The 16,597-nt window shown below is 47.6% G+C and carries 17 protein-coding genes, 3 tRNA genes and 2 rRNA genes; 17 read left to right on the top strand and 5 right to left on the bottom strand.

Annotated elements, in window-relative coordinates; translation table 11 throughout:
- Nucleotides 1-144 precede the first annotated feature (144 nt).
- The 6 genes from rrf (C7R73_RS11260) (at nt 145) to C7R73_RS11235 (ending at nt 3,393) form a co-directional block, all read left to right on the top strand.
- Nucleotides 145-260, top strand: a 5S ribosomal RNA gene (gene rrf, locus C7R73_RS11260).
- A 41-nt stretch (nt 261-301) separates the two neighbouring features.
- A 5S ribosomal RNA gene (rrf, locus tag C7R73_RS11255) occupies nt 302-417 on the top strand.
- Nucleotides 418-579: 162 nt separating this feature from the next.
- A complete protein-coding gene (locus C7R73_RS11250; RefSeq protein ID WP_106450597.1) occupies nt 580-864 on the top strand; it encodes a GNAT family N-acetyltransferase in 285 nt (94 codons plus the stop codon).
- Between the two features lie 535 nt (nt 865-1,399).
- Nucleotides 1,400-2,344 carry a homoserine O-acetyltransferase MetA gene (metA, locus tag C7R73_RS11245; protein WP_106450596.1) on the top strand — a complete coding sequence of 315 codons (945 nt, stop codon included), beginning with the start codon at nt 1,400-1,402 and terminating at the stop codon, nt 2,342-2,344.
- A gap of 171 nt (nt 2,345-2,515) precedes the next feature.
- Nucleotides 2,516-2,588: transfer RNA gene (locus tag C7R73_RS11240), tRNA-Thr, on the top strand.
- Between the two features lie 157 nt (nt 2,589-2,745).
- Nucleotides 2,746-3,393 (top strand): hypothetical protein, encoded by a 648-nt coding sequence (locus C7R73_RS11235; protein WP_106450595.1) that lies wholly within the window; start codon nt 2,746-2,748, stop codon nt 3,391-3,393.
- 76 nt (nt 3,394-3,469) lie between these two features.
- On the opposite strand, the gene C7R73_RS13755 is transcribed toward C7R73_RS11235, so the two are convergent.
- From C7R73_RS13755 to C7R73_RS11215, 4 genes are all read right to left on the bottom strand, one after another.
- Nucleotides 3,470-3,724 (bottom strand): hypothetical protein, encoded by a 255-nt coding sequence (locus tag C7R73_RS13755; RefSeq protein ID WP_106450594.1) that lies wholly within the window; start codon nt 3,722-3,724, stop codon nt 3,470-3,472.
- A 66-nt stretch (nt 3,725-3,790) separates the two neighbouring features.
- Nucleotides 3,791-4,198: a PTS sugar transporter subunit IIB gene (locus C7R73_RS11225; protein ID WP_106450593.1), complete on the bottom strand. Its 408-nt coding sequence runs from the start codon at nt 4,196-4,198 to the stop codon at nt 3,791-3,793.
- A 39-nt stretch (nt 4,199-4,237) separates the two neighbouring features.
- A complete protein-coding gene (locus tag C7R73_RS11220; RefSeq protein WP_106450592.1) occupies nt 4,238-5,644 on the bottom strand; it encodes an alanine/glycine:cation symporter family protein in 1,407 nt (468 codons plus the stop codon).
- 67 nt (nt 5,645-5,711) lie between these two features.
- The gene (locus C7R73_RS11215; RefSeq protein WP_106450591.1) at nt 5,712-6,932 is read right to left on the bottom strand and encodes an MFS transporter; all 1,221 of its coding nucleotides are present in this window, start codon (nt 6,930-6,932) and stop codon (nt 5,712-5,714) included.
- A 349-nt stretch (nt 6,933-7,281) separates the two neighbouring features.
- On the opposite strand from C7R73_RS11215, the gene C7R73_RS11210 reads away from it, so the two are divergent.
- Entirely contained in the window at nt 7,282-7,944 is a 663-nt protein-coding gene (locus C7R73_RS11210; protein ID WP_239992630.1) for a TVP38/TMEM64 family protein, read from the top strand.
- Between the two features lie 49 nt (nt 7,945-7,993).
- Here the strand turns inward: C7R73_RS11210 and C7R73_RS11205 are convergent, their stop codons facing one another.
- On the bottom strand, nt 7,994-8,581 hold the full coding sequence (locus tag C7R73_RS11205; RefSeq protein WP_106450590.1) for an ECF transporter S component: 588 nt from the start codon (nt 8,579-8,581) through the stop codon (nt 7,994-7,996).
- A gap of 174 nt (nt 8,582-8,755) precedes the next feature.
- Between C7R73_RS11205 and yidD the strand changes: the two genes are divergently transcribed.
- The 10 genes from yidD (at nt 8,756) to C7R73_RS11155 (ending at nt 16,583) form a co-directional block, all read left to right on the top strand.
- Nucleotides 8,756-9,037, top strand: coding sequence for a membrane protein insertion efficiency factor YidD (gene yidD, locus C7R73_RS11200; protein WP_106450589.1), 282 nt, complete (start codon nt 8,756-8,758; stop codon nt 9,035-9,037).
- A gap of 45 nt (nt 9,038-9,082) precedes the next feature.
- Nucleotides 9,083-9,364, top strand: coding sequence for a phasin family protein (locus C7R73_RS11195; protein ID WP_106450588.1), 282 nt, complete (start codon nt 9,083-9,085; stop codon nt 9,362-9,364).
- 30 nt (nt 9,365-9,394) lie between these two features.
- A complete protein-coding gene (locus tag C7R73_RS11190) occupies nt 9,395-10,978 on the top strand; it encodes an ABC1 kinase family protein (RefSeq protein ID WP_106450587.1) in 1,584 nt (527 codons plus the stop codon).
- A 128-nt stretch (nt 10,979-11,106) separates the two neighbouring features.
- Nucleotides 11,107-11,190, top strand: a tRNA-Tyr gene (locus C7R73_RS11185).
- A gap of 1 nt (nt 11,191) precedes the next feature.
- Nucleotides 11,192-11,263: transfer RNA gene (locus C7R73_RS11180), tRNA-Gln, on the top strand.
- 142 nt (nt 11,264-11,405) lie between these two features.
- The gene (locus tag C7R73_RS11175; RefSeq protein ID WP_106450586.1) at nt 11,406-12,770 is read left to right on the top strand and encodes a metallophosphoesterase; all 1,365 of its coding nucleotides are present in this window, start codon (nt 11,406-11,408) and stop codon (nt 12,768-12,770) included.
- 210 nt (nt 12,771-12,980) lie between these two features.
- Nucleotides 12,981-13,649 (top strand): amino acid ABC transporter permease, encoded by a 669-nt coding sequence (locus C7R73_RS11170; RefSeq protein WP_106450585.1) that lies wholly within the window; start codon nt 12,981-12,983, stop codon nt 13,647-13,649.
- A 17-nt stretch (nt 13,650-13,666) separates the two neighbouring features.
- Nucleotides 13,667-14,425 carry an amino acid ABC transporter ATP-binding protein gene (locus tag C7R73_RS11165; protein ID WP_106450584.1) on the top strand — a complete coding sequence of 253 codons (759 nt, stop codon included), beginning with the start codon at nt 13,667-13,669 and terminating at the stop codon, nt 14,423-14,425.
- A 21-nt stretch (nt 14,426-14,446) separates the two neighbouring features.
- A complete protein-coding gene (locus tag C7R73_RS11160; protein WP_106450583.1) occupies nt 14,447-15,532 on the top strand; it encodes an iron-containing alcohol dehydrogenase in 1,086 nt (361 codons plus the stop codon).
- Nucleotides 15,519-16,583 (top strand): pyridoxal phosphate-dependent aminotransferase, encoded by a 1,065-nt coding sequence (locus C7R73_RS11155; RefSeq protein ID WP_161525933.1) that lies wholly within the window; start codon nt 15,519-15,521, stop codon nt 16,581-16,583. Before C7R73_RS11160 ends, C7R73_RS11155 begins: the two co-directional genes overlap by 14 nt.
- Nucleotides 16,584-16,597 lie beyond the last annotated feature (14 nt).

Raw genomic sequence — 16,597 nt, 5'->3', positions numbered from 1 at the left:
ACAGCGATGTATGGAGCGGACCAATACTAATCGGTCGAGGACTTAACCAATATTTAAAAAGATGAAAACTCAAGCGGTGTTTTCGGTTTCCCTTTAAATTTGTAGATTCAGTTTTGAGAGAACAAAGTTCTCCAATTAAAAATGTGCGGTGACGATGGCAAGAAGGTCACACCTGTTCCCATCTCGAACACAGAAGTTAAGCTTCTTAGCGCCGATTGTAGTGAAGGGTTTCCCTTTGTGAGAGTAGGACGTTGCCGCGCTTTTTTTTTTGAAATAAAACTTATATATCAGAATCACCATGTGCGGTGATGATGGCAAGAAGGTCACACCTGTTCCCATCTCGAACACAGAAGTTAAGCTTCTTAGCGCCGATTGTAGTGAAGGGTTTCCCTTTGTGAGAGTAGGACATTGCCGCGCATGTTTTTATATAAAGAATCAGAAGGCTGTCGAAGCAAATATCGATAGCCTTTTTTGTTTGCTTCCGGGCTTACCCGGTTTGAGTCGATTTATTGTATAAAATCGGGCAACCGTGCTAAACTATGTTTAAGGATAGTTGTCAGAAGGTGAGGGAAATAAAGGATGGAAGATTTAGTCAAGACCAAAAATGGCTTCGTTTTGAATGATGAAAACGAATGTATGATAGCTGAAATTACTTACGCACCCTATGGTGAAGATAAAGTCATAGCCAACCATACTTATGTCGATTCCTCATTGAGAGGGCAAGGCGTCGCCGAGATGTTACTGGACCGCCTTGTTGAAGAAATGCGGAATGAAGGCAAAAAAATTGTTCCGCGCTGCTCTTATGTCGTGGCTATGTTCGATCGCAAACGCGAAAAGTATGCCGATATCAAGGCAGAAATATAATATTGTTCTCTCTTATTTTATATAGATGAGAGTAGCGGGTCGGAATTAGGGGAAGTAGTTCCGGCCTGCTATTTTTTTGTGTTTGGCTGGATGGTTCAGTGGTGATCGATTTTACCTATTGACAAGATTAAGAAATGATGATAATTTTATAATATATTAACATAAGTCTCATCTTATAATAGAATGGGCAACGATAAGAAGAGTAACTTTGGGAAGTACGTAAAGAGAGCTCCTGATTTGGTGAAAGGGGGCGTACCGGAACAGAGTGAAGATGGTCTTGGAGCCTTTAATCGGGTGAATAATCAGCTCGATTACGTCCGCAGGCGATATTCTGCAAAGTATATAAGGGATATGCGATCACGCAGTCACTTTACGTACTTTTTGAGGTAAGGATTGTGAAATCCTTATAAAAATGGGTGGTAACGCGAAGCTTTCGTCCCATGGTCGCAAGACTGTGGTGAGGGGAGCTTTTTTGTGCATAAGCGAGCTGTTGAGGAGTAAAGAGGAACCGTTTAATTATAAAGGAGTGGAAAACATGCCGATCAAAGTATCGAAGGATTTGCCCGCTATCAAAGAGTTGGCCAAAGAGAATATCTTCGTCATGGACGAGCTGAGGGCCGTCACGCAGGATATCCGTCCGTTAAAAATCATCATCGTGAATCTGATGCCTACAAAACAAGCCACGGAGACGCAGTTCATCCGTTTGCTTTCTAACACATCCCTGCAGGTGGAAGTTACCTTATTGAGGATGGAAAGCTATGATTCCAAGCATGTTTCGGAAGAATACTTGGACTATTTCTACAAGACCTTTTCTGACATCAAGGATCAATACTTTGATGGCATGATCATTACGGGTGCGCCTGTGGAGAATCTTGCCTTTGAAGAGGTGGAATACTGGCCGGAATTGGTATCCATCATGGAATGGTCCGCCAGCCATGTTTTCTCAACGATGCATATCTGTTGGGGCGCCCAGGCGGGTCTTTATCATCACTACAATATCGGGAAGTACCCTCTGAAGGAAAAACTGTTCGGTGTCTTCAAGCACACGATCACCGACAGCCGAACGATGCTGCTCCGCGGTTTTGATGATGAGTTCTTCATGCCGCATTCCCGCCATACGGATGTCCGCAAAGCGGATATAGAGGCCTGCAGTGAGCTTGAAATTCTGGCGACATCCGAAGAGGCAGGGGTCAGCGTTGTCCGCAGCAGGGATAACCGTTTCGTGTTTGTGACGGGTCATGCCGAATATGATTTTGATACGCTCGATAAGGAGTACAAGCGGGACGTCGCTTTGGATCGGCCCATCAATATCCCTATTAATTACTATCCTGATGACGATCCGAGCAAGCGTCCGGTGGTACGTTGGCGCGGTCATGCCAATATCCTCTTCGTGAATTGGCTGAATTACTTCGTTTATCAAGAAACGCCATATGATCTGCAGCGCATCCATGAATTAAGGAATAAGCCTGCCCAAGATTAAATTTTTTGATGGAAGCTGTTGTTGTCGTCGTGCTGACCTCTGCAAAGGGATTTCTACAGGTATGCAAAGAGGGTAATTTCAATTTGATGAAATTGCCCTCTTTACAAATCGACAAAATTTATTTATAATTTATTGTGTTGTGGTTCACTTATTGAGTGAATCCATCGCCAGGCCGGCTTAGCTCAGTTGGTAGAGCATCGCACTCGTAACGCGGAGGTCACAGGTTCAAATCCTGCAGCCGGCATAATCATTTTTCAGATATATCAAGTCTTTCGGGATACTTGATATATCTATTTTTTTGGACATTTTTACCCGGAAGGAATTTTATGTTATTGAAAAAGGAATCGTCTCCAGAATACGTATCTATTGAGTGAACGGAATTCATGAAGGAGGCAGCAAATTTGGGAAAAAACGATCAGCAGCATTTATTGGTTAACATGGATAAGAAAAAAATCATGGAACCGGCGCGACTGACTTGGGCAGGGGACAGCACGATTACAGGAATGGCTGCAACGCATCCTCAGTTGGGAAATCCTTTTCAGTATGTGGTGTTCCAATTATTGATGGACAAATGGAAAGGCGACAGGATCACTTTGGTTGTCGATTCCAAAGAAGTGAGAGAGTACTTGCTGAAGGAAGAGGAGTATGCGTTCTACGAGGGATACAAGAAAAAATTGTTGCGCCGGAACCGGAAAGAAGCGGGAATAGATGTTGTCTCGATTGATCCATCCGAAATTGTCCGCTGGAAGAAACAGTGGGGGGAGTTCATCAACCAATACGTGCTGATCAATTATGATTCGCACTTGTTCATGACGATCGATCGCCGCTTGTTTAAGCGCACGAACAACTTGATGCCTTATTTTGTTCTGGCGCAAGCGGAAGAACAAGCCGAGCAGGAGGGCAGTTGGGCCGGGAACAGGATTGGGATTGAGCCGATTGATACGGATACGTTTGAAAACGATGTTTATTTTGAGATGTTCCGGATGATAGGGATAAATCAGCTTGCCAACTGGGAGTCGAAGATTTTCATCGGCGCCATGGCGGAATGAACTAGTATTCAGAAAAGCGTGCACCACGCCTCTGATGCGCGGTATCATTGACCATTAAAAATTGAACAGCTCCCACCTATGCGCGGATGCAGAGGTGGGAGCTGTTCAATTTTATTCCCATCAGTTCGAAATTATTTGGGATCAACTGCTTTGCCCATTCCAAGTCTTTCAGTTCGTAACAGACAAATACGCAGTAGGGCTCTATCACAAAGCCCATATAAGGATTTTTCTTGCCAGATTCAGCCATGATCTTATTTTGAATTTTTTTAGGAATGAACTTAGTGAAAGGTGCTAATGATTGAAGCGTTGCGATGTATTTAGGCTTGATCAATTACTCTACTTTTTTGATGAAATCGCCGTTGCTCATAGCTGCCACCTCGAGTGTTCTTAGATTTTTTCAGGAGATGTTGCTGCGGCGGTAGGCCACGGATCGCGTGACACGCATGACGTTTTCTTCACCCGGGAAATGGACAGGGTTGATTGGGCTCCGGCTGTACATTTCGAGTACATCCAGGACATCGGTCGACAATTCGCGGATATCGATCAGGCCGTACATGCGCGGCGGCAAGATGTAGATGGGTTTGTCGGGATTGGCGTTTTTGACCATCTTTTTGACGTCATAGGTCAGGTGCGGGCAGCAAACGATGATATCGAACAGGTCCATTTTTTCATTGGCGATCATGAACGGGGAGAATTCGATTTCGAATTTGTCTTCCAACTGGTATTGCTGGATGTCTTTCTTGACTTTGGCCGCCAGTGCGCTGGATGAAAATCCGCCGCCGCAGCATAACAGGATATGGATCATATGCGTTCCTCCAATTTTTTGATAGATTCATCATAGCATTCATTGGAAGCGCTTGAAATGTTTTTTTGTTTGGATCAGGGCGGCATAGGATTGGTCCTTCGGCCGGACTGTTTCCGGATCAGCGAAGAAATCATTCGTTAATGCGACGATAGGTCCGACCAGGCCGATCAAAGCGATCAGGTTCGGGATGGCCATCAGCCCGTTGAACAGATCGGAAATCTCCCAGACGACATCCAGATTTGCGACTGCTCCGTAGACGAGGGAACCGATGAAAAAGATCCGATAGACAAAGATGGCTTTTTGGCCGGCGATGTATTCGATCGCTTTTTCGGAATAATAGTACCAGGCGATGATGGTCGCGAAGGCGAACAGGACGATGCCGATGGAAATGATGTATTCCCCGCCCGGAATGACGGCGCTGAATGCCCGGTTGGACATTTCTGTGCCATCGATCGAGGCGTCCTTCCAGGTTCCACTGATGATGATCACCAAAGCGGTGATGGTGCACATGATGATCGTATCGAAGAAGACTTCGAAGGCCCCCCAACAGCCTTGGCGTGCCGGATGGTCGGTGTTGGCGGTGGAGTGGGCAATCGGAGCGCTGCCGAGACCCGCTTCATTCGTGAACACTCCGCGTGCGACACCAATCCGCGCTGCATACATCAAGGAAGCTCCCGTAAAGCCACCAACAGCCGCCGTTCCGGTGAAGGCATCCGTGAAAATCGTGGCGAGAGCGGAGGGGATCTGGCTGCGCTGCACAATCAGGATAAAGATGGCCGTACCTGTATAGATCAGCGACATGAAGGGAATCAATTTTTCCGCAACGCTTGCGATCCGCTTGATGCCGCCCACCACGACCAAGGCCACAAAGAAAGCCAAGAGCAGGCCGGTTGCCAAGGCAGGTATGGAAACAGCGTCCTGCAAACTGCCGGCTACGGCATTCGCTTGGACGATGTTGCCGCCGCCGATCGAGGAAAAGGCCGTTAACAGGCAGAAAAGATAGGCCAGCTTGGGAAAACCCAGGCCTTTGCTGATGTAATACATCGGGCCGCCCACATATTCACCCTTTGCATTTTTCTCGCGATAGGCAAGCGCAAGGGTGGTTTCCGCATATTTCGTGACCATGCCGAGGACAGCAGAAGTCCACATCCAAAAGATGGCACCCGGCCCGCCGACGCTGATGGCCACGGCCACGCCGACGATATTGCCGGTCCCGACCGTTCCGGCCAAAGCCGTGCAGACCGCCTGGAAGGGGGTGATCGTGCCGGCTTCGATTTCCTTGGGCTTCCGGAAAACCGTCTTCAGCGTATTGGCCATCACAGTCCCGAAGCGGGTGAAGATGACGGCTCTGGTTTTGATCGTCAGATACAGACCAGTCCCCAGCATCAGGACCAGCATCGGGATTCCCCAGATGATTGTGTCATTCAGCCATTTTACGATTTCCATCTTGATTTCCTCCTTTGTCGGAGAGCGGAAACGAACAATAAGTCACTTCAGCGGAAGGGGAGATTTCTCATATACCTTTATTTTTGCGCCCGTACAGACTGCTGACGGTGAGTGAGGTGCCGACCAATCCCAAAATGATGATATAGCCGGCGATGAAACCGGCCGAGATGTACCCGCTGAGCGTCAAGGCAAATGCTGCCAACAGATCGGCTCCCTGGTAGGAGAGCGAGCTGAAAGCCAGATAAGAGGCTTGCTTGTCTTCAGGGACAAGGTCGACTTTGCGGGCATTGATGTTCGGTGAGGAAGCCAACTCGCCGATGGTAGCCAAAATCATCAACGGAATCAGGATATAGATGTTGTTCATTACTGAAATCAAGCCATAGCTGACGACATAGATGACAAGACCGTAAAGGATGGTCGCCTTTTCGGATCGCTTTTCAGTGAAACGCGAGACCAGGAAAGTGAATCCGACAACGAGCAGTGTGTTGAGTACCTGCAGCAGGCTGAGCATCCTGACGCCATCGATCGGAACCGTGAAGAGTGTCAGCGTTTCGAACTCTTTCGAAAGCCGGACGGCGGTGTAGGTCTTCAGCGAAAATTCGGCCGTGTTGAAAAGCGCCATGCCCAGGATCAAAAAGAGCCAACGGGTATCTTTCGCGGCGATGCTGTAGTTCGAAAATAAGTCCTTCAGCCTGTTATTATGCTGTTTCTGCGCGGTGGCATTCTTGTAGTCCAACTGTCTGCGAAACAACAGGGCCATCGCCAGTTGGGCTATCCCGGCCACCAGGAACAGTTGGAACAGGAAGTGCTGAAAAAGGAACCCGCCGAGCGAAAATCCCAATGCCATGGACAAATTGAAGGTCCAATATTGCCATTGATAGGCCTGTTTGCGATTTTCGACGGTGGTGCAGTCCATCAGCACGGCGTCGTATGCAGGCGAATACAGATTGAAGGAAATGCCGCAGACGAGGTAACCGAGAATCAGCCATCCGTCAGCCGAAAGCAGGCCTAAAAATCTGAGGGCGATCAAAAGTAAAGAGCCCCCATACAGGCTCTGGAAAAGATACAGGATTTTCTTTCTCTGGAAATTATCGGCTAGATAGCCACCAACGATGCCGGCCAAGAAGCTGACGACCACATTTGTCATGACGAGCATGCCTGTCAATTGCGCATTGAAGATGCCTGCCAGATAGATTACCAGAAAGGGGATCGTGCAGGAATAGATCAAACTGTTTATGAAAGAACTGACCAAAGTCGAGCGGATGTTCTTTGAGAATGTTGTTGCCATAAATCACCTGTCTTATTAAAGTTTCTATACATTGAAAGTATCACAGCTGCCGGGATTTTTCCAGCCAGAGCCGCCTTTCAGCACAAGACAGCCTTACTTATCCTGCTAAGAAAATCTTAACTTTGTTTTTATGGACAAAACGTCGGGAAGTGTTTATAATCGGGGAAGCAAATCCGACTTTAGTCAGAGGCAGGTACATGGTGTTTGCGTTATACTGAATACGCAGTAAAAGGAAGCGCTACCACGATGTGCAGTTCACGGAATCGATAAGGTAAATTCACAGAAAATTTATGTTTGTCAGGTATAATCGGAAATAGGGCAGTACCAAAAAGTGATATGAGGTGAAAAAGTGGAATTGGAAAACACCACCCATCAAGGAATTGCATTGAACCGTAAAATCGTCCAGATTTCGACGGTAGTGGGAACAGTCGCGACACTTATCTTAGGCATCTGGATCTATCGTACAGGCTTTTTCGAAGCTGAAGACAGTTTGAAAGCGTTGTTGGCTGGAATGGGCATCTATGCACCCGTCTTTTTCTTGCTGATTCAAATCATCCAAGTCGTCTATCCCATCATTCCGGGCGGAGTGACAGTCGTGGTGGCTCCATTGGTATTCGGTCCATTTTTAGGATTCACCTACAGCTTCATCGGCGTGTTGATCGGTTCAATCATCAATTTCATTTTGGCCCGCAAATATGGGAAAACATTCGTAAGAGCGTTCGTTTCCGAAGAAACCTACAGAAAATATTATGGTTGGCTGATAAAAGGGAATCGTTTCGAATGGCTGATGGCCTCAGCCTTTGCGCTTCCCGGCTTCCCGGATGATTTTCTCTGCATGGTTGCCGGTCTGACGAAAATGTCCATGAAGCGTTTCCTGGTCATTTTCCTCCTGTTCAAGCCGATCACGCTGTACTTCTATGGCATCGGCGGGGCCTCGATTGTGACATGGGTGTTCCTGAATATGCCGACCCTCATCAAAGGGTGGCTTGCCATTCAACCGGTATTGCAGTGAAATTCAAAATAAAAACGATGAGCCACGGAGGCTCATCGTTTTTTTACACTTATTTTCTTCTGACCTTCATCAGGGCTTTGGCGATGAATGGGGCGATCAAGCCGGCTGCGACAGCCTCGCCGAGGCCGTTGGTTGCGACGATGCCAGCCAGCACCTTCAACAGGTTGGACGGATCGACATTCAGGGCTGTGGCGTATTCATTGCCGTAGAAGAGGGCGATGAATCCCAACACAAGCACCGTATTGGTCAAGGATCCCAAAACGGCCGCGATGACCATCCCGCGTTTTTCCTGTTTGCGTTTCAGGAAGGCATGGAAAACAAGTCCGGCCACAAGCCCGACCATGACGCGCGGAACGACTGCGATGATCGGATTGGTCCACAGCAGCAGATCCAACGGGGAAGCCGGCAGGGTGTAGGCTTTGACCATGCGCGCCAAGCCCCAGACAAGTCCGATCAGCATGCCATCCTTCGTGCTCAGGACGAAAGCGGCTACGATGACCGTGATGTGGATGATGGTCGGATTCAGCGGTGGAATGGGAATGTTTCCCAGGAAGGGAACGAATGTCTGGATGATGATGAACGCAGACAGAATGCCCAGAATGGCGATGCGGTACGTTTTATTTTTTTGTGTTTGCATTTCGGCTCAACCTCTTTTGTGTTTGCATTTCGGCAAGCGCCGATATATAGGTATTCTACCAAATAGTTCCGAAAAAAAATAGCGGCAGCGGAAGTCTTTTTTATGATACGGTATTATTTTATTTTACGGAGAAAAAGGGTAGAATAGCAGTATAGAGCCAGAAAGGAAACCGCCATGAAGAAAATTTTTATAGGTTTGATACGTGGTTATCAGAAATATATATCGCCATTGTTCCCGCCGAGCTGCCGCTATTACCCGACCTGCTCGAACTATTCGGTCCAAGCCATCCAAAAACATGGCGCAATCAAGGGCAGCCTAATGGGTATCTCACGCATTCTCAGATGTCATCCTTTCGTCAAAGGCGGGTACGATCCGGTGCCGGAACAATTCAGCATCCGCCGCAACAAAGAAGACGAACACAGCCACTCGGAGCATGAACATTTCCATGAGCACTAAGATTTTTCGGATTTTCCCATTTCAACAATCAAAGGAGAGATTAAAATGGATGAATTAAAGAAGATTTTCTTAGCAGGTGTAGGCATCACTTCCACTTCGATCGAGAAGGCTGAAAAGCTGATCAATGAGATGGTCGAAAAAGGGCGTGTTACGGTCCAGGAAGGAAAAGAGCTGCAGACGGAGTTGACCCGGAAAGCCTCGGGCATCGTGCCGGCGACGAAAGCGGAACTCGATAATCTGCCGTTCGCCAAAAAAGAGGATGTGGAGGCGCTGGAAGCCAAGATGGACGCGATCAACGCCAAACTGGATCAATTGTTGAGTAAATAACCAATCGCAAAAGTTGAAGGAGGGGTCAGGATGGCAAGAGACGAACGGTTGCATGAAATAGTCCGGATCCTGTCCTCTTACGGGCTTCAATTCCTTTACCATAACCAGGTGAAGCCGAGCCGAAAAGATCAAGATCCTGAGAACCTTCGTCTTGCTTTCGAGAAACTTGGGCCAAGCTTCATCAAAATCGGCCAGATCCTTTCTACGCGGATCGACATTCTCCCGCAGGCATTCGTCGAGGAACTGGCGCATCTGCAGGACAAGGCGCCGGAATTCCCGTTTGCGGAAGTCGAACGCATCTTTATGGAAGAAACCAAACTGTCGTTAAGCGAAGCCTTCCTGTCCATCGATGAAAAACCGCTCGCCAGCGCATCGATTGCGCAGGTCCATCGGGCGGTTCTCCGGACAGGGGAAGAAGTGGTCGTGAAAGTGCAGCGCCCGATCATCGATGATCTGTTGATCCGGGATTTGGATATCCTGATCCGCCTCAGCAGAAAGATCCCAAAGGAACTGGTTGAGGTAGTCGATCCCAAAGAAGCGTTGGAGCAGGTGAAGGCGAACACCTTGATCGAACTGGATTTCCGCAATGAAGCCCAGCTTCTGCAGCGTTTCAGGGACCTGAACGCCAACATCGCCTGCATCGGCGTCCCGAAGATCTATTCCGGGCTTACGACGCGCAGGGTATTGGTGGAAGAGTACATCGAAGGCACCAAAATCACCAACCGGGAACAGTTGGGCTTGCTTGGCTATGATTCGGATGACATCAGCCGCAAACTGATGTTGGCCTATCTGAAGCAAGTATTCCATGACGGCTTTTTCCATGGGGATCCCCATCCAGGCAACCTGATCATTAAAGAAGGAAAAATCTATTTCATCGATTTCGGCATTATGGGGGATCTGTCGGAGGCCACGAAAAAATCGTTGAATGATATTCTCCAGGGCTTGGCCTCGAAAGATCTCGATCGGATGGTGAAAGTCTGCCTGGAATTAGGGACGCCGAAAGGACGGGTGGACAAACGCAGTCTGTACGCCGACGTCGAGATGCTGTTCGATATGTACCTTTCGAACAATATGCTGAATGTGAACATGGGGACCTTCATCACCGATTTCATCAGAATGTTCAAACGGCATAATATCGCCATTCCGAGCGATCTGACGATCCTCGCGAAGTCTTTGTCGATACTGGAAGGCGTTTTTCAGGAAATTTCCCCTGAGCTGAATCTGATTTCGATCGCGAAGGACTATCTGAAGGAAAGTTTTACGCTGACTACGCTGATGCAGAAGTTTTCGGCGGAAAAATTGGCTTTGCGGGGTTATGACTTCATCAAGGACAGCAGTGAGATCCCCAGCAGTCTGCTGGCTCTGCTGAAGCAAACGGCAAGCGGCAGGACCATGCTGCGGATCGACGTCGATCAACTGGATGACAAGTGGAAGGACGTCAAAAAAATGTCCAATCGCGTCGTCATCTCTTTGATTGTTGCCGGGTTACTTTTGTCATCCGCCATCATGTCGGGCACTCCGGGAGGGCAATTCTTGGGGCAAGCGGGCTTTGTGATCGCCGGCCTGTTCAGCATCTGGTTGCTGATTTCGATTTTCCGTTCGGGGAATCTATGAGTGCAGAATTTTGAGCTTTTTTCAGACTTGCCTCCGCATTAAAAACTGTTAAAAATTGAATTGTACCTCTTGAAAATCGATTGCCGCTGTTATATTATATATTGGTCAGCTTTTTAAGGAAAGCTAACGGAGGGATAGCGAAGTGGCTAAACGCGGCGGACTGTAAATCCGCTCTTTCGGGTTCGGCAGTTCGAATCTGCCTCCCTCCACCATTGGGCTATCGCCAAGCGGTAAGGCAACAGACTTTGACTCTGTCATTCGTTGGTTCGAATCCAGCTAGCCCAGTCAAAAACGAAGAAGCGTTGAAGAAGCGTTCCGGAATCATAATGATGATTTCCGGAACGCTTCTTTTTTGTCAGCAAACATCTCGACAAACAGCAAGCATAACCACTATAATGAGTCCAAATGATCCATAGGGAGCTATCAATTGAAAAAAAAAATATTCAAGGCACTGATGGTATTGCTGACGGGTCTTTTTCTCTTTGGTTTGAATAATCAAAAAGATGAGGAACGCACTGTGCAGTCGATCGCACCTTTAGTTGGGAAAGACGAAAATTTAAGGATTTGGATGGTGACGGATATCCACTACCTCTCTCCGGATCTGTTCGATGACGGCGAAGCATTTGCTCGAATGAAGGCAACTTCTGCCGGTAAAGACTTGGAGCACGTCCCGGATATGATGGAGGCGCTTGTGTGGGAAGCTGCGAAAGAACAGCCGGATCTGCTGGTCGTCAGTGGTGATTTGACCTTCAATGGTGAATACCAAAGCATGGTGGAGCTTGCTGCATTTTTTGAAAGAATCGAAAAAAATGGGACGCAAGTCAGTGTGATACCAGGAAACCATGATATCCACAGCGGCTGGGCCCGGAAATTCGAAGGGGAAGAAATGGCAGTCGTCGCGCAAGCAACACCCGAGGACTTCCAAGAAATTTTTGCGGACTACGGCTATGATCTGGCCATCAGCAAAGACCCGGAATCCTTGAGCTATGTGATGGAGCCGAAAGCGGGATTTCCGTTCCTGATGATCGATACCAATATATATAGCGAAACAAAGAGCACAAAAGCCCCGAAAACGGAGGGGAGAATCAAGGAAGAGACATTTGCTTGGATGGATGAATATTTTGCGCTGCAGGAAGAGAATCTGCAAACGATCCAGTTGGTCGGACATCATCCGCTTCTGAACCATACAGGCAGATTAGGCGGAGGGTTTGTTTTGGAAAATGCGGATGAGGCAACAGAATATTTTGCGGAAAAAGGCATCCAAACGAGCTTTGCGGGACACATCCATGCGCAGAATATTTCCGAGGCGACGGATCGGGAGGCTCCTTTTTACGAAGTCGTAACCGGAGCGCTTTCGATATTCCCCAACGCAATCGGGGAAATAACCTTGTCCGATGAAAAAATAGCTTACCAGCGCAATTCCTTGGACGTGGAAGGCTGGGCGGAAGCAACCGGTGTCGCGTCCCCGGAATTGCTTGCCTACACGCAGACGTCCCATGACTTGTTCAAGCGTGATGGCGAGAATCTGGCTTTGCAGATGATGTTCGAGGAACAATGGCACGAAGAGATTTTTGAAGAAGATGTCATGGATTATGTCGGAAGGATGAATGTCCGCTTTTTTTCCGGGGAGGATTATATCGAGGATGAAAGCTTGTTGGAGGAATGGACCAGTCATGCCGGCTATCAAATTATTCAACAGAATAGCGAAGCATTCTTAAAAAAATACACAAATCAATTGCTGCAGGATAAAAATCTGGATGATCGGAACATCGTGATTCCAAGGCGGGAATAAGGAAGAGGCTGGGAAATTGTCCTGGCTTCTTTTTTATTGCCGCTTTTTCTGTGGGTTTATGGATCGCTTTTGCCTATCACAACTGTTCGGAAATCGGGATTATACGAAAGACTTCCATGATGGTAAGCTACTGTAAGTTGTTGCTACACACTTACAAAAAGAATGTACGCCACTATACAGCGTGTTAACTATGACGAAAGGAGGAAACAAATGATTGACTTAGGTTATTTATTGGAAGCCATCAAGGACATCATTCCCTTTGTGCCAAAAACATTATTGATTTCATTCACTGCGATGTTCTTTGCCATCATTCTGGGTGTCATCATGGCACTTTTGCGCAGACAGGACAATAAAATCCTCTCTTCGCTGGCTGGACTGTATGTTTCGGTTTTTCGTGGGTTTCCGACAGTTGTGCAATTGTTTATTGTCTATTTTGGTTTGCCGCAGATTTTTCCTGCTTTCAATTCATTGGATGCCATGTATGCCGTCATTCTGACATTCAGTTTTAAAGAATCTTCTTATTTGACGGAAACATTCCGTGCAGGACTTGATTCAGTGGATAAAGGCCAAATCGAAGCCGGATTGGCGGTCGGGATGAAAAGATGGAAGGTCTATCAGGAGGTTGTCTTCCCTCAGGCAATCGTCAACGCTTTGCCTGGAACAACCAACACATTTGTTTCTCTGATCAAAGAAAGTTCGCTAGCCTTTACATTGGGCATAACCGAACTGTTCGCTCAGGGAAAACTGATCGCAAGTTCCAATCTGAAGTATTTTGAAACGTATCTTGCTGTGGGCCTGATTTATTGGTTCATGATAATCATTCTGGGACGCCTTGAAGCAGTCCTCGAAAACCATTTGGCAAAAGCTTATAAGCGATGAGAAAGGAATGGAACGATATGATTGAAGTACGAAATTTATCCAAATCGTTCGGCGCAAACAAAGTGCTGCATGATATTTCCTTTCAGGTCAAGGAAGGGGAAGTCGTCGCCATCATCGGTCCCAGCGGTTCGGGCAAATCAACTTTGTTGCGGAGTCTGAATTTGTTGGAGGAGCCGGATGAAGGCATCATCAAGGTCGGCGATGTGACGGTCGATACGCAGTTGTTGACGCACCAAAACCGTTATGAGCTCAGACAACAATCCGCTATGGTTTTTCAGCACTTCAATTTATTCAAAAATAAAACGGTTCTGGAAAACGTGACGCTGGCTTTGACGAGCAGCAAGCGGAAAACAAAAGCAGAAGCCCTACAGATAGCCGAAGATCTGCTTGAGCAAGTCGGTCTGTCGGAGCAAAAAAAACAGTACCCGGCGACACTGAGCGGTGGGCAGCAACAAAGGGTGAGCATTGCGAGAGCGTTGGCCGTGAACCCGAAAGTGATCTTCATGGATGAACCAACGAGTGCGCTCGATCCCGAACTGGTCGGTGAAGTCCTAAAGACGATCGAGCAACTTTCCAAACGTAACATTACCTTGGTGATTGTCACGCATGAGATGAAATTTGCCAAAAAAGTGGCCGATAAAATTGTTTTCATGAATGATGGCGTCATCGTGGAATCTGGGGCACCCGAAGCTGTTTTTTCCCAGCCGAAGGAAGAAAGGACCCGGAAATTTTTGTTGTCCACCCGAGAGGATGCAACGCTTGAATACGCCATATAAGCTGTCAGAAGGAGGCGGAAGATGAAAATCATCAGTGGTTTTCCCAAAAAAATTGTTGAATATGCGCATGCATTGGAGCATCTTGCTGATCATCTTCCGAATGATGTGAAGCGCGTGCTGCTGGTGACAGGCGAAAAGAGTTGGCAGGCAACAAAAGAAGTCGTTCAACCGGCACTTTCAAAAGAGGAACGGATTTTTGAACGGGTAGTAGTGACTGCTTATCCGACGCAGAAATTGATCGATGCCTTCAGTTCAGTCGTCAGGGAACAGCAACTTGAGGCGGTCATTGGTATCGGGGGCGGACGCGTGTGTGATGTGGCGAAAGCGGTGGCGAATGAGACCTCTGCTTTCTTGATGGCGGTCCCTACAATCGCCGCCACGAATGCCGCTTTTCGGAAGAATTCGATCCTGTATGAAGAAAATGGGGCCTATGCTGGCGGCAACCAAAATGCTTCCACCGCTGATGTATTGCTGATTGATACTGCAATTATCGGTGCGGCACCCAGACGTTATCTGATTGCCGGAATGATCGATTCAGTCAGCAGAAGTGTCGATACGCGACCCTACACAGTTGATTCGGACAATTTTGTTTTGGCGTTCATTCATCAAAATGCGCAGCTGGCAACCGATTATCTGCTAAAAATTAGCGAACGGTATGCTGAGGGCGAGTTGAGTGAAGCGGAGTTGGCTCAGGCAGTTGACGCCATCATCTCTGTCGTCGGTGTGGCTGGAGCGAAAAGCAAGGGACGGATGTACCGTGGGGTGACGCATCCGTTGCATAATGAACTGACAAAGCTTGTGCATCATCCGGACATCTTGCATGGCGAAATCATCGCTTTTACGACATTGGTTCAGTTGCTGCTTGAAGGTTCAGATTACGAGTGGTACTTGCGCTTTTTAAGGAACTTGAAGTTCCATTTTGAAATCGATGCATTAGGTTTGGCGGATGAGGAAACCATCCAATTGTTGGCGCATCATTTTGTTGCGCATTTTACGGAGGAAGTGGCGTTCTTCATCACTGATCTGTCGGAAGAGCGCGTCGTCTCAGCGATCAAGGAAGCCAAGCAGATATTGGTCACGGAGGTGTTTTCGGATGGTGGAGATTAGAAAATCCTTGCAGGGCTTGCATCAGCCGCAAGCATACCCGGAAAAAATCGTTTCAGAAAGATTGCCGCTCGACAGAAACGAAAGCCCGCTCTTGCCGTCCGCTTTTGTTCAGGAAGCGATCATCCAGGAGCTTTCGCAATTGTCGCGCTATCCCGAGAACAGCGCTTTTGCGTTGCGGCAAGCATTGGGGGGGAATTGGCAGTTGGCACCGGATCATTTTTTGATCGGCAACGGTTCCTTTGAAATTCTCTCATTGTTGGCACAGGTCTTTCTGGACACAACGAGCCAAGTCATCGTTCCGCAAGGGACGTTCATCTGGCACAAAAAATTCAGCCACTTTTCAGGGGCTAAGGTCGAAACCGTTCCGCTTGATCCACAGTACCAGGTTTCATTAGCCGCGATACAGGCAGCCATCATTCCGGAGACAAAAATGATTTGGCTGACCGATCCGTTCAATCCGACCGGGACAAAGCTTAATCCGGATCAATTGCATCAATTTTGTCGGGAGGTCCCTTCATCGGTAGTCATTGTGATCGATGAGGCCTATATGGAATTCTCGGACGGGGATACGCTCGAAAATTCCCGGAAATTGGTGGAGAGCTTTGATAACGTCATTCTTTTGAGGACTTTTTCAAAGTTTTATCGCTTGGCATCGGTGAGGATCGGGTACGCAGTGGCGCAACCGGCGTTGATCCAAATGATCTTGCCTTACCGGATCCCGCCGAATCATAATCGGCTGGGAGTGGCTGCAGCCGTCGCAAGTCTGGCGGATAACAAAAGCCAACAAGAAACGCTTCATTTCATGAAGAAAGAAAAAAGTCACTTAACACAAGCCTTGACGGAGCTTGGTTTCAAAGTCATTCCCAGTCACGCGAATTTTTTGTTCGTGTCGCTTGAAAATCATCCGAATGCGATGATCAACAAACTGGCAGAACAAGTTATCTTCAAGCCGGGTAAGTATTTTGGCTACCCAAGCCACTTTAGGCTGACAATCGGAACAACCGATCAAAACCGTCAAGTGATTGAAATGCTAAAACAATTGATTAACTAAAACTAAAGGAGTGT

Origin of the sequence: Trichococcus alkaliphilus (assembly GCF_003008695.1) — a bacterium.
GTDB classification, from domain to species: domain Bacteria; phylum Bacillota; class Bacilli; order Lactobacillales; family Aerococcaceae; genus Trichococcus; species Trichococcus alkaliphilus.
This window is presented reverse-complemented; position numbering and strand designations above follow the sequence as displayed.